Source organism: Rummeliibacillus sp. TYF005, from assembly GCF_003844195.1.
GTDB lineage: Bacteria > Bacillota > Bacilli > Bacillales_A > Planococcaceae > Rummeliibacillus.
The window spans coordinates 51,946-66,376 of record NZ_ML122556.1; the positions used below are offsets into that span (position 1 = coordinate 51,946).

The 14,431-nt window shown below is 31.9% G+C and carries 12 protein-coding genes and 1 pseudogene; 12 read left to right on the top strand and 1 reads right to left on the bottom strand.

Annotation, left to right across the window (positions count from 1 at the left end; all coding sequences use genetic code 11):
- The 11 genes and pseudogenes from pelG to nspC all read left to right on the top strand — a co-directional run bounded on the left by pelG (window position 1) and on the right by nspC (window position 11,714).
- Window positions 1–3,108 carry an exopolysaccharide Pel transporter PelG gene (pelG, locus tag CW357_RS09575; protein WP_124217908.1) on the top strand — a complete coding sequence of 1,036 codons (3,108 nt, stop codon included), beginning with the start codon at window positions 1–3 and terminating at the stop codon, window positions 3,106–3,108.
- A gap of 1 nt (window position 3,109) precedes the next feature.
- Entirely contained in the window at window positions 3,110–3,817 is a 708-nt protein-coding gene (locus CW357_RS09580; RefSeq protein ID WP_124217909.1) for a polyphosphate polymerase domain-containing protein, read from the top strand.
- Between the two features lie 19 nt (window positions 3,818–3,836).
- Complete coding sequence (locus tag CW357_RS09585) at window positions 3,837–4,517, top strand: DUF4956 domain-containing protein (RefSeq protein WP_124217910.1); 681 nt, start codon at window positions 3,837–3,839, stop codon at window positions 4,515–4,517.
- A 620-nt stretch (window positions 4,518–5,137) separates the two neighbouring features.
- Complete coding sequence (locus CW357_RS09590; RefSeq protein WP_158582427.1) at window positions 5,138–5,734, top strand: sigma-70 family RNA polymerase sigma factor; 597 nt, start codon at window positions 5,138–5,140, stop codon at window positions 5,732–5,734.
- A gap of 23 nt (window positions 5,735–5,757) precedes the next feature.
- Entirely contained in the window at window positions 5,758–6,009 is a 252-nt protein-coding gene (locus CW357_RS09595; protein WP_119417297.1) for a helix-turn-helix domain-containing protein, read from the top strand.
- 66 nt (window positions 6,010–6,075) lie between these two features.
- Window positions 6,076–6,225, top strand: coding sequence for a YvrJ family protein (locus CW357_RS09600; protein WP_119417298.1), 150 nt, complete (start codon window positions 6,076–6,078; stop codon window positions 6,223–6,225).
- A 154-nt stretch (window positions 6,226–6,379) separates the two neighbouring features.
- Window positions 6,380–6,715 (top strand): annotated as a pseudogene (locus tag CW357_RS09605) (winged helix-turn-helix transcriptional regulator); the annotation flags it as partial.
- 212 nt (window positions 6,716–6,927) lie between these two features.
- The gene (locus tag CW357_RS09610) at window positions 6,928–8,157 is read left to right on the top strand and encodes a D-serine ammonia-lyase (protein ID WP_369973769.1); all 1,230 of its coding nucleotides are present in this window, start codon (window positions 6,928–6,930) and stop codon (window positions 8,155–8,157) included.
- A 323-nt stretch (window positions 8,158–8,480) separates the two neighbouring features.
- Window positions 8,481–8,654 carry a hypothetical protein gene (locus CW357_RS18245; protein WP_158582334.1) on the top strand — a complete coding sequence of 58 codons (174 nt, stop codon included), beginning with the start codon at window positions 8,481–8,483 and terminating at the stop codon, window positions 8,652–8,654.
- Between the two features lie 728 nt (window positions 8,655–9,382).
- The gene (locus CW357_RS09615; protein WP_124217911.1) at window positions 9,383–10,585 is read left to right on the top strand and encodes a saccharopine dehydrogenase family protein; all 1,203 of its coding nucleotides are present in this window, start codon (window positions 9,383–9,385) and stop codon (window positions 10,583–10,585) included.
- Between the two features lies 1 nt (window position 10,586).
- On the top strand, window positions 10,587–11,714 hold the full coding sequence (gene nspC, locus CW357_RS09620; RefSeq protein WP_124217912.1) for a carboxynorspermidine decarboxylase: 1,128 nt from the start codon (window positions 10,587–10,589) through the stop codon (window positions 11,712–11,714).
- Between the two features lie 148 nt (window positions 11,715–11,862).
- On the opposite strand, the gene CW357_RS09625 is transcribed toward nspC, so the two are convergent.
- Window positions 11,863–12,672 (bottom strand): YitT family protein, encoded by an 810-nt coding sequence (locus CW357_RS09625; protein ID WP_124217913.1) that lies wholly within the window; start codon window positions 12,670–12,672, stop codon window positions 11,863–11,865.
- A 487-nt stretch (window positions 12,673–13,159) separates the two neighbouring features.
- On the opposite strand from CW357_RS09625, the gene CW357_RS09630 reads away from it, so the two are divergent.
- Window positions 13,160–14,353 carry a NupC/NupG family nucleoside CNT transporter gene (locus CW357_RS09630; protein WP_124217914.1) on the top strand — a complete coding sequence of 398 codons (1,194 nt, stop codon included), beginning with the start codon at window positions 13,160–13,162 and terminating at the stop codon, window positions 14,351–14,353.
- The last annotated feature ends 78 nt before the right edge of the window (window positions 14,354–14,431 follow it).

Consider the following 14,431-nt stretch of genomic DNA (forward strand, 5'->3'; position numbering starts at 1 on the left):
ATGGCTGGTATTGGTTTTGAACTTCGAAAGTTATATAGAGAGGAAGGTCTTGTTCAAAATGTAAGAGCTTATGTTTTTTCTTCTATAATAACGATTGGTCCAATGATTTTATGTCTAATTCTAATGTTTGGTGAACAATTTTTGATGAAGATAAACGATAGTGCTTACTTAGATAATGAATTGTTCGTCGCAACAATGGTCTATTGTTTTGTACTATCAATTATTGTTACTTCAGGTTTTTCAATGATCGTAACAAGATATATAGCTGACATGATTTATCAAAAAAAGTTAGAAAAGGTCATTTCTGCTTTCTATGGGGTTTTAACAATTGTATTGCCGATTTCTGGTATTCTTGCAGTTGTGTTTTTAATTGGAGTTCACGAAAATACTTGGTATAAAATAGTGGCCTATTTATTTTTTATTGAGTTAGTAATTATTTGGATGCAAAATGTTTTCTTATCTGCATTAAAAGATTATAAGAGAATCGTCAAAGGATTTGCCATTGGGATTTTTATTTCATTAGCAGTTAGCTACTTATTGTTTCAGTTTTTATCTATTAAAACAACAATAATTGCGTTAGCAGGAATAGATGTTGGATTTGCTCTGATCATTGGTTTGACAATGGTTCATTTTGAACGAGTTTTTCCAAGGGATGAGAAGAGTGATTATTTTGCTTTCTTAGATTATCTAAAAAAATATCCAGCTATTTTCTTTATGGGGTTATTTATATATTCCGGTGTCTATATCCATAACTTAGTCTATTGGATATTTTCAGATGAACATTTTAGAATCGCTAATCAGTTTTGGCTAATGCCATTTTATGATGTTCCTGTCTTTTATGCATATATCTCTGTCGTAGCATCACTTGTGATGTTCGTTGTGATTGTAGAGACAGACTTCTATGAAGCTTTTTATAATTACTATCAAAATGTTGTAAGTGGCGGAAACTATGAAAGTATGAATAATGCTAAAAAGAAAATGCAAAAGGTATTATTACAACGGATTACTTTTTTAGTAGAAGTTCAATTGCTTTTCACAGCTTTATCTATTGCATTAGGCATTATTTATTTACCTAAAATCGGTTTTACGATGGAGCAGCTTGATTTGTTTATATTATTATGTTTAGCTTATTTTTTCTTTATTATTATGTTTGTAATGTTACACATTCTTTTGTATTTTGATGATCGAAAGGGAGTTTTAACTATTAGCGGATCATTTGTTTTATCAAATGCAGTTTTCACATTTATAACGATGAAATTGAATTTAGATGGAACAGGTATGTTTTTTGCATCATTTATCTTTCTAATGTTTTCAATTGCTAGATTATTATATGTCCTAAAAAACATAGATTATTATACATTCTGTTCCCAACCATTAAAAACTATAAATAAACAAAATAATGGTAAATATCCTTTTCAAAAGAAAGTTTCTATGTTATCCATCCTAGTCTTATCTATTGTAGTTCTAACAGCTTGTGGAAACAGTGAAAAGAGTGCTGAAAATAAACAGAAAGAACAGCTTTATTCCGAACAAGAGGGAGAATTAGAAGAAACAAGTGATAAATTGGAAGACGATAAACGATTGTACGAAAGAGATGAGGATGGTTCGATTAAGTCTATTTACATTACCGTTCTTCCAGAGAAGAATAAGGATCTAGATTGGTATGGATTAAATCGAATTACAGAGCGTTATAGTGATGACAAGTTGGACATTATTTTTGCAGAGGGGACAGAGAATGGTGTTGGACCAAAGAAGGGGAAATTTGGTTATGATTCAGAAGAAGCCAATGCAAAAATTAGCATTCGAGGTAATTCAGCTCGATCAGCTGCACAAAAATCATATAAGATAAAATTGTTTGATAGTGCTGGTTTATGGCAAGAACAACGTACGATTAATTTAAATAAACATATTGACGATCCTAGTCGAATAAGAAATAAGCTAAGTTTCGATATGATGGAGAAGATTCCTAATATAACAAGTTTGAGAACACAATTTGTTCATTTGTATGTAAAAGATTTAACAGATGGTAATAGCAATAAGTATGAAGATTATGGATTATATACCCAAATCGAACAACCAAATAAAAAATTTTTAAGGACACATTTACTTGATCCAAATGCTTACTTGTATAAGGTGACATTTTTTGAGTTTGGAAGATATAAAGACCAGATTAGAACAAAATCCGACCCGAAATATGATAAGAAAAAATTCGAAACAATTTTAGAAATCAAAGGTAAAGATGACCACGAAAAGTTAATCTCTATGTTAGATGATGTTAATAATTATAAAATTCCAATAGAAGAAGTAATAGAAAAGCACTTTGATTTAGATAATTTACTAACTTGGACGGCTATTAATATTCTTATGGATAATATGGATACAGACGCTAATAATTTCTATTTATATTCTCCATTGAATTCTGATAAATGGTATATATTACCTTGGGATTACGATGGAGGATGGGAATTGCAACGAAAATTAAATAGTATACGATCATATCAAGCTGGCATCAGTAATTTTTGGGGGAATATTTTGCTAAACCGTTACTTCCGTTCAGAAGAAAATGTACAAAAACTTACAGATAAGATTGAAGAATTATCTCAAAAAATTAACGCAGATACTGTTGCATCCCAAATTGATCAATATCATGATGTCGTAAAACCATTTATATTAAAAAATCCAGATAAAAAATATCTTTCTATAGAAAGTTCAAAATATGAAAGTGAGTTAAAACAAATTATTAATACTCCTGAAAAAGCAAAGAAAAGATATTATGAAGATTTACAAAAACCGAAACCTTTTTATATGGCAGATGTTGAACAAACAGATTCAAAGCTTCTATTTTCTTGGGATGTTTCATTTGATCTGCAAGCTGATGATTTGTACTATACGGTAACTGTTGCAAAAGATCCTTATATGAAAAAAATTATCGCATCCAAAAAAGATATCCGAGAAAATAAGTTTACGATGAAACCTCCTGCAAGCGGTCAATATTTCTGGAGAGTTACAGTAAGAGATGGCAAGGGTCATGTACAAACTTCATTTGATATGTATTCGGACGAAGATGGAAATGAGTTTAATGGAATAAGAGACTTCGAGGTGAAGTAATATGAACAACCCAAAAAAATCATTTAGACACGAGCTAAAATATTATCTTAATGCAATCGAGTATATAGCTCTTCAAGAAAAAGTTTCTAAATATTTGGCACTTGACAAAAATTCTGTGAATAAGGATGGCTATCGAATAACTAGTTTATATTTTGATGGTGTCCACGATCATTCAATCTATGATAAAAATAACGGTTACTTTCAAAGAGAAAAATATCGCATACGTATTTACAATGGTAGCGACAAAAAAATTACTCTAGAGAGAAAAAGTAAACGTGGAGATTTCATATGCAAAGAAGCGGCACCGATTACAAGATCTATGTACGATGCGATTATGAAAGGCGACTTTTATGTTCTGGAGAATGCGGAAAATCTATTGTTATCGGATTTTTATGCAGCATTACAATATAGAAACTTCCGTCCAGTTGTTATTGTAGATTATATTCGAGAAGCATATGTCTATGATTTTGGAAATGTACGAATAACATTTGATAAACAATTGAATGCGGGGATAAATACAATTGATTTGTTTGATGAACATATTATTTCACAAGAAATTTTACTCCCAGAACAAGTGATTTTAGAAGTGAAATTCGATCACTTTTTGCCTGATGTAGTTCGGCAATTAGTCCAACCAGAAAGACATGTAAGATCGACTATTTCAAAATATGTACTATGTAGAGAAGTAATGATTCAAAATTTTAATTAAGAATTTGGGGAGAATTTAAATGAATGATACATTAGGTTTTAAAGATTTATTCAAAAAAAGTGTACTCCATCTTGAATCGTTTGGGACCGTTTCCTATATTGATATTATACTTGGCCTTGCTTGCTCTTTTGGAATTGGTATGTTTATCTATTGGATTTATAAAAGATACTTTCGAGGGGTTGTCTATAGTTATAATTACAATGTTTCTTTTGTATTAATGACGATGATTACTACGCTAATCATTATGACAATTAGTACGAATATTATCCTGTCTTTAGGGATGGTTGGGGCATTGAGTATTGTACGTTTTAGAACAGCTGTCAAAGATCCTTTAGATATCGTTTATATGTTCTGGGCTATTTCTGCGGGAATCGCAACAGGTGCTAAAATGTACCCGTTATCAATTATTGGTTCGCTAGTTTTTGGTCTTGTCATTGCCTGGTTATCTAAGAAGAAAATAAAACATGAAGCATACCTATTAATAATTCGTCATACAGAAGAAGCCACTGATGAACTAAGAGTACTGCTACAAAAGCTCAATACTAAATTAAAATCTAAATCGGTTCGAAATGGTTTTACAGAAGTTACGTTAGAGATTAATATTGTTGATGATAATACGGCATTCATGAAAATAATCGATAATATACAAGGAGTGCAAACCTGTTCATTGGTGAATTATACTGGTGACTATGCTCAATAATTTTTTTGCATTTAAAAGAATATTCGAGATAACTTGTTAGCTTTTTAAATTGCTAAATGAATAAAATGGTTAATAGTATTATGCGAAAAACACAGTAGACAAAGATAAATCTACTGTGTTTTTATATTTTGAGAAAAATGAGATTTATAGGTAATTACATGCATTTATCAAAATTAGAACAAAAACATTCATTTTTCTTGCATGTTTTAGAAAAAAATTACTAAAATGTTAATAAAGGAAGTTACAATTATTTGAAATGTGGTTGTTATTTTTATTGTAAATGGTTCTTTTAATTAGTAAAAGATTATAAAAAAACAAATATGTGATACAAAAGGATTAAAAATAAAGATAAAAATCAATTTTGTTTATAGGTTATTTATAGCTATATAAAATTTATTTGATATTAAAAATTTGATGTTTTTGAATTATCTTCAAGAGGATGTACAAGCAATAGATTTGAAAAATCCCGCATTAACGGGCGAAATCACTACATCATGGATCAATTAAAATGGAAAAAGATAAGTGGAGATCAACTCCATGCGCCCGATAGGTTCAACTATGACACAGTGATGATAAGGTTTACACTGCGTGAAGTTCACTTTATAAAAGGGGGTATTAAGTTGGTTAAAAAAAATGATTGCAGTAAATTTCATGTTTTTATCCAGGAGAACCAAGATTTTTTAAATAATCCTGTTATCAAGGATTTCTTGTCAAACAAGTCGAATTATAACTTACTGAGGCAGTCTATATGCAATCCAACTTACCATAATAAGGAAGAACTAGACCGAGCCTTTCGTGGATTTTACTTTAATATTCGTTTTACGGCCTATATTTCTTCTACAATTTACTATCATGCGATTAACTTAGATAAAAAAATGCGCCTCTTGAATTATCGATTTCCTACCACTTTAGACCAACCTGTAAAAGAAGAGTCAGATATATCTATCAAAGACATGACAATCTATCACGAAGATTTTGAATTGAAATCGGACAATATTTTAGATTATATAACTGATTCAAATATATACAAGGCTGTAAAGCGATTAACACCTAATCAAAGAAATATTCTTTACCTTGTCTATATTAAAGGATTAACAGATTCGGAAACTGCTCAATATTTAAAAAAATCCCAACAAACAATTTCAAAGTCCCGCAATAAAGCGTTAAAAAGAATAAGAAAAGAATTGAATATATCGCCTGAAAATTGTATTTTTTAATAATCGATAAAGGGGGAGAATGAATGGTAGAAACTTTATATCAATTGGCTGTTAAATCTAAAAATGACAGTAAGGCAGTAGTAAAGATATTAAATGCTTTCAAACCAAAGATAAATAAAACCTTGAAACAGACTAGATTTCAATATAGATCTGATTTGGATCAAGAGCTCCAACTAAAGCTAGTAACTATTATTAAAAAATATGACGTCGAAAAGTTAGATGGATTTTGGGAATTTTACGATAAACAAAAAAACTTCTACAATAAAAAAGACTGATAATTCAAAAAATGTAGTTATTTTTCTACTTTATATAAAAATAAACTTGAGAAATGAGGTGAGACCATGACACCAACAGAATTTCCGCTATGGGTAAGTATTTTGGGAAATTTCGGTTTTCCGATTGCCATAACGATTTATCTATTCCTACGATTTGAAAAAAAATTCGAAAAATTAGAAGAAGTCATTTTGGATCTAACGAAATCAAAGGGGTAACTTTATAAATACCTTAAAAGCTCAATTCATTGATGCTTTTAAGGTATTTTTAATGGCATAAAAATTCAAAATGAGTTGTGATAAATGAAAGCAGTTAGGAGAGATAAATTCTCAACTAACTACTTATCTTATAATTTAATTATTTTGTTAAGCGACGAACAAGTGCTTCAGTGGAAAGTATAAAGTTGTAATTATTTAGCACCTTGGTGTTGAAGGACCACATCGCTTTCATGAACTCCAAAAACTATTTCCTAAAATATCTCACCGGGTATTATCAAAACAATTAAAAGAGCTACAAGAAGACGGCATTATTGATCGCCATGTTACGCAAGATACTCCACCAAAAGTAACCTATTTTATGACTGCAGTTGGAAAGAGTATCTTACCGATTGTGCAGATGATGTATGATTGGGGAGAAAAACGAATTGAGGAATTGTATGGAGATACGATCGCTATTGAGAAATGTAAGTGTGAAACAATCTCTAAGTAAAAATACAAAAGAAATTCCAAACAGTTGTTTTCTTACAAAATTTTAATCTATAAAGGAATTATCAAAATCATATTGAAAATAGATAATAGGAACTGTCGTGTAGAAATAAAAATATAATATACGACAGTTTTTATTATTATTTTGTAGTTTTTGAAGCAGAGTGTATTTATTACGTAAAAATATTTTCAAATAATAGAGAGTGGGGGATGGAGATGGATTTAACACTTTATCAAGATATAATTGAAAGTTTACAAAGTAGGAAACAAATAGTTTGGCTCAACCCTAAAAAGACAAATGAGATTAAAATAGACTCTTCTCTAATTGATGATGCGGAAGATAGATTCAATCGATTTGCGCCATATTTTGAAGAAGTGTTTCCTGAAACCAAAATACATAATGGAAGAGTAGAGTCTGAATTGCAATTGATTCCAGAAATGCAAATGGAACTAAGTATATTAGGAAAACTTTACTTAAAGAGAGACGATGCATTGCCGATAAGTGGCTCCATAAAAGCACGGGGTGGCATTCATGAAGTTCTCTTTGTTGCTGAGAAAATTGCTTTAGAACATGAGGTAGTAAGTAAAAAGGATAATTACGCTATTTTTGCAACAGATGCTATCCGACCACTTTTGCGAAACTACACCATTGTCGTAGGATCAACAGGTAATCTAGGGTTAAGTATAGGAATTATGAGCGCGATACTTGGATTTAATGTAAGAGTTCATATGTCACATGATGCGAAAGATTGGAAAAAAGAGTTATTAAGGAAAATGGGTGTGACTGTAGTAGAACATAGTGGGGATTTTTCATTAGCTGTTGACAAGGGGAGAGCAGAGGCATCTTTAGATCCAACTTATTATTTTATAGATGATGAGAATTCTAAGCAGCTATTTGCCGGTTATGCGGTAGCGGGGCGTAGACTAAAACAACAACTACGAGAACAGGGGGTAGAAATTAGTCAAAGTCATCCACTTTATGTTTATATTCCATGTGGAGTTGGCGGAGGACCTGGTGGTGTAACGTACGGTTTAAAGGAAAGCTTTGGAGAAAATGTACATTGCTACTTTGTAGAGCCTACTGAATCACCATGTATGCTGTTAGGAATGGCAACTGGTTTACATGATCAAATTGCTGTTAATGATATAGGATTAACGAATCGAACTATTGCAGACGGTCTTGCTGTAGGAAGACCATCATCTTTCGTTGGTAAACAGATGGAACCTCTTCTAGAAGGAATCATGACAATTTCAGATGAACAATTATCTAAATATGTTCGGAAGCTTTATAAAGCTGAGCAAATTATTTTAGAACCGTCAGCAGCGGCAGGTTTCATAGGGCCACAGAATTTGAAGAAGAATATTCATGACCCTGATGCTACTCATATTGTTTGGGCAACTGGAGGGAGTATGGTACCGAAAGAAGAACAAGCAAACTATATTTAAGAAGAAAAATAGGGATTTACATGATAAGCCATCAAGATATCATGAGCTTGTTGAAATTTAATTTTGAACATATAGTAAAACACTTTTCAGATTAGTAAACTAAAAGGCTAACATAATAATGACAAATTAAAAAACAAATAAAAAAGTTCAGAATTTAGATATAAATTTTACACAATTTGTTCACAAATAAGACATAATGATGTAAAATACAGAAAGAATAATACTTTACTAACAAAGAATTTCACATATATGTACGCAAGAAAAGTTTTGTATCTATTTTAAAAGTCATCCTTAAATAATAATCTGAAAAGGAAGTTATTGGAATGCTCAAATTTATATTAGCAACTTTACTGTTCATCATTATAGGCAATCTGATTAATACATCTTTACCAATTCAATATTCAATGCTAATGCTAATTGCTTTACCAGTATTATTCTTTGTCATTTATCACAAAATTTTCAATATCCGTTTATTCAATCAAGTAGAGTCAGATTGATAAATAAAGATATACTTTTTTGCCACTCCCAATTACTTGAGGAGCGGCTTTTTTTCTTTTAATTAAAATTAATTTCAAAAAGAGATAGATTTTATGAAATATATTTAGTATCTTCCAATAACACTCTAAATGTAATCGTATTATTAATATTCAAAAAGTTTTTTATTTTCTATTGATTAATTTGAAATTAGTTGATATTATGATGAAGTTAGATTTTGGAAAGCAGATATTAAAGTATTAGGGTTTTCCAAGCAGATGATTTTGACCACTTTCTCTTTTGAAAGTTAAGGCAACGGTGTGCCGGGTCAAATGCCGATTGGCAACTTTTTCGTTGCCTTATTGATTGAGTTAGAAGCTCAAATTTTATAAGTTGGTTACTTTACAACCAGTGCGAATGCACATCAACTTGTGAAACGGTCAATAAGAGTGGTAAAAGTAATTGTTTGCTATATAGACTCTGATCCTAAAATGATATAAATTGATATAGGAAAGTAATTTACTAGAAAGATGTAATTTAGTATAAGTGTGTCTTTTAGGTATGCTTTTCTTATTGTTATCGATATATCTAAGCAAGTGATGCGCTAATGGCGTTTTTCACTTGCTTTTTTCTTTTACATTTTAGGCGATTTCACAGTGAAACTTTTTATAGAATTGGCTGTTAATTCGATTTTGAATACAGCTTGATTCTATAAACAATCTAAAAATATTGTTTACTGGGAGAGAAGAAAATGGGAAAAGCACTTGTAATTGGTTGCGGAGGAGTAGCTTCAGTCGCTATCCAAAAATGTTGTCAAAATTCAGAGGTCTTTGAAGAAGTTTGTATTGCAAGCCGTACAAAATCAAAATGTGATGATTTAAAAGCAAAATTAGAAGGAAAAACTAAAACAAAAATTACTACGGCAAAAGTTGACGCAGACAATGTAGATGAACTAATCGCATTGATCAACGAAGTGAAACCTGATATTGTGATGAATCTTGCATTACCATATCAAGACTTAACAATAATGGATGCATGTCTTGCAACGAAAACAAACTATTTAGATACAGCAAACTATGAACCTGAAGATACAGCAAAATTCGAATATAGCTGGCAATGGGCATACCGCGAGCGCTTTGAAGAGGCCGGTATTACTGCGCTTTTAGGTAGCGGATTCGATCCAGGTGTTACTAGCGTATTCTCCGCCTATGCCTTAAAACATGAATTTGATGAAATTGAATATATTGATATTCTTGACTGCAATGCGGGCGATCATGGCTATCCATTTGCGACAAACTTCAACCCTGAGATTAATATCCGTGAAGTATCTGCAAAAGGAAGCTACTGGGAAAATGGTGAGTGGGTAGAAACTGAACCAATGGAAATTAAACGTGTTTATAATTTCCCAGAAGTTGGCGAAAAGGATATGTATCTGTTACACCATGAAGAAATTGAATCTCTTGCATTGAATATCCCTGGTATTAAACGTATTCGATTTTTCATGACATTTGGTGAAAGTTATTTAACACATTTAAAATGCCTTGAAAATGTGGGGATGACTTCAATTGAACCAATTGAATACGAAGGAAAACAAATTATCCCACTTCAATTTTTAAAAGCTGTACTACCAGATCCTGCTTCACTTGGACCACGTACAAAAGGGAAAACAAATATTGGCTGTATTTTCCGCGGTAAAAAAGATGGGGAAGATAAGACTTACTATTTATACAACGTTTGCGATCATGAAGAATGCTACCAAGAAGTTGGCTCACAAGCGGTGTCTTACACAACTGGCGTCCCGGCTATGATTGGTGCCATGATGTTAATGACAGGTACATGGGATAAAAAAGGCGTTTACAATATTGAAGAATTCGATCCAGATCCATTCATGGATGCACTAAACAAATGGGGCCTTTCTTGGAAAGAAAGTTTTGAGCCGGAGTTAGTAGACTAATATGAAGTTCGAAGATATCCCAACACCAAGTTTTGTAGTAGATGAGAGTTTACTAGAAAAGAATTTACAAATTTTAAAAAGTGTCATGGATCGAACTGGTTGTAAGATTTTACTTGCACAAAAAGCATTTTCAATGTATGAAATGTATCCGCTGATTGGTCAGTATTTGAGTGGTACTGCAGGAAGTGGTCTATATGAGGCAAAGCTTGGTTATGAAGAGATGGGAAAAGAAAATCATGTCTTTTCACCAGCTTATCGCGAAGATGAAATAGAAGAGATTATTGAAATATGTGATCATATTGTTTTCAATTCCTTTTCACAGGTAGAAAAGTATCGTGACCAGGTTCTTGCAGCTGGAAAAAGTATTGGTTTACGTATAAATCCTGAATGTTCTACACAAGTAGGTCATGAAATTTATGATCCGTGTGCGCTAGGTTCACGGTTTGGTGTCACATTAAATCAATTCCGTCCTGACTTACTGGAAGGGATTTCCGGGTTTCATTTTCATACACTTTGTGAGCAAAATTCAGATGATTTAGCAACAACAATAAGTGCTGTTGAAGAAAAGTTTGGACCATGGCTTGGTCAGATGGAATGGATTAACTTTGGTGGTGGGCACCATATCACTAGGGTAGATTATGATATTCCTTTGTTGGAAGACTGTATTACGAGGATTCAGAAAAAATACGATGTTGAAGTTTATCTTGAACCTGGGGAAGCAATTGCATTAAATGCAGGCATTCTTGTAACAAGCGTCCTTGATACACTTAATAATGGGATTGAAATTGCTATTCTAGATACTTCAGCATGTTGCCATATGCCAGATGTTCTAGAAATGCCATATCGTCCACCACTATTTGGTTCAGGTGAAAAAGGTGAGAAAGAATATACGTATCGACTTGGTGGTCCAACTTGTTTAACAGGTGATATTATAGGTGATTATTCTTTTGATAAGCCTCTAGAAAATGGCGATAGATTAATATTTGGCGATATGGCTATTTATACGATGGTAAAAACTAATACGTTTAACGGAATGGCACTACCAACTCTTGTGTTAAAAGATAAAAGTGGAGATTACCGTATCCTTCGTCAATTCAATTATGAAGATTTTAAGGGAAGACTTTCGTAGGACTTATAAAAGAGTTCAACCTGAATGAGTTTTACAAGAAAAAGACTGTCACATAAGTAGAAAGCCTAGCTTATGGGACAGCCTTTTTCATTTTTAATTATTAAAAGTAAATCGTAGTTAAAAAATCAAAGCAAGGATAAACTCCTGATTATCCTCTATTAAACGAACCAATCACTTGTTTAGTTTCTGTAATATTAACAAATGCATGTGGATCAACTTCTCGAATAGTGTTTTTTACCTCGGACAACTGATAACGGGTAATAACTGTAATTAGTATTTTTCTTTCTTCTCCTGTATAAGCACCTTGACCGTTCATAATGGTAATTCCTCGATAAAGTTTCGAAAAGAGCTTGTCCTTCATATCATCGCCTTTAGAAGTAACAATCATGACAGTAAGTTTTAAGTTATTTGTATGAATAAGATCAATCGCCTTACCCGTTGCATAAATAGATACTAATGTTAGTAATGCAGCATCCCAACTAAATACAAATCCTGAGATGATAATGACAATAGCATTCATGCCAGAAATAACTGATCCAAGTGGAAAATCTCTCTTTTTCGTTAACAACATTCCTATAATATCAAAGCCACCTGACGAACCAGAAGCACGGAAAATGATTCCAACCCCGACTCCTGCTATAACGCCACCAAATAAAGAAGCTAAAATTGGATCATTTGATAATTCATAAACAGGGATTATATACAAACTGGTTGAAAGTACAATGACGGATAAAATCGTGTACCCAATAAACCGTTTACCTAATTTGAAATATCCAATAATAAGTAATGGTAAATTTAACACGAAGTATAACAAACCAGTATTTAATGGTGTGATGATTCCAAGCATCATTGCAATCCCACTCAAACCACCGCTCAATATTTTATGCGGTATCAGCAAAAAGTTATAAGCAAATCCGATTAAAACAGAACCAAATATGATTGTAATAATATTACGCATTTTAAATCTCCCAACTAATTTTTGCTATGTATTCAGTTATTGGTCATAACATGAATTTCAATACTTCTTTCCATTTTTATTTTTATTATAGTGGAAATTTAATGAAATAAATATTTGAAAGTATTTTCAGAAAAATGCATCATCATAACAAATGATAATAACTAGCAAAAAAGTTCAAAAGTTTTAAATAAAGTTAGTCGTCTGACCTTTATAAATTTTCAAGCAAATTTTATTATTGCGACTAAATGATAAAATATTGATTAATTAACCCATCGAGTGTAATATTCTTATCAATTGAAAAAATATTTTCTCAGTATGTAATCTTATTTAAATGATAGGTGCTTTTAACAACTATCAAATTAAATAATAGGAAAGTTTGAAAGTGAAACGGACTTTTTTTACTCTGACACGCTTACTTTCCATTCTTTTAACTGTGGAAAATGTAAGGGCTTTTTTATTGCCCATTCTTAATACAGGAGTTGCTCAAATGTATTTTTTACTAAACTTTATAGGTGTTATTGTAGTTATGGGAGTCGTATTCCTTTGCTCACCTCGTAAGAAGGAAATTAAATGGCGTGCCATTGTTACACTTCTTGTTGTTGAAGTTTTGATCACTTGGTTTATGTTAAAAACAACAATTGGTGGTTGGATTATCAATGAAATTTCAGCCTTCTTTACTTGGTTAATCAAATGTGCAAATGAAGGGATTTCATTTGTATGGCCAAGTGCTTTAGCAAATGAAAATGTTGACTTTTTCTTCAATGCATTAGTTCCACTCATTTTCATCGTTACTTTCTTTGATATTTTATCTTATTTTGGTATATTAACTTGGATTATTGATAAAGTTGGTTGGTTAATCTCTAAAGTATCAGGTCTACCAAAATTAGAAAGTTTCTACTCTATTCAAATGATGTTCTTAGGTAATACCGAAGCATTAGCTGTTATCCGAAACCAATTGGATAATTTAAAAGAGTATCGTTTACTTACTTTTGGTATTATGAGTATGAGCTGTATTAGTGGTTCAATTGTTGGTGCATATTTATCAATGGTTCCAGCAGCATACGTTTTCTGTGCTATTCCGTTAAACTGTTTAAACGCGTTACTTGTTGTCAATATGCTTCATCCAGTTGACGTTCCAAAAGAAGACGATATTGTATACAAACCTTCAAAAGAAGAGAAAAAAGACTTCTTCTCAACAATTTCTAACAGTATGTTAGTTGGTATGAACATGGTAATCGTTATCGCAGCGATGCTTGTTGGTTATGTAGCTTTAACAGCTGCAGTTAATGGAATTTTAGGTTTAGTCTCTGACGGCTTAACAATCCAAAAAATCTTTTCTTACATTTTCAGTCCTTTTGCATATTTACTTGGCTTACCAACAAAGGATGCCATGTATGTTGCAGAGTTAATGGGTATGAAATTAGCTACTAATGAATTTGTTGCCATGATGGATTTAACAAAACATGTTCATTCAATGGCGCCACATACTATTGCAGTAGCAGCAACATTCTTAACATCATTCGCAAACTTTAGTACAGTTGGAATGATTTACGGTGCATTTAACTCATTATTAGATGAAAAAAAATCTGCAATTATCGGTAAAAACGTTTGGAAACTTCTTGTAAGTGGTATTGCAGTCTCACTATTAAGTGCAATGCTTGTCGGTTTATTTGTTTGGTAATATTTTAATACGTATTGAAAAGGAACTCAGTTTGAATAAGCTGAGTTCTTTTTTAGTGCGCCCAGCATGAAAGTAATC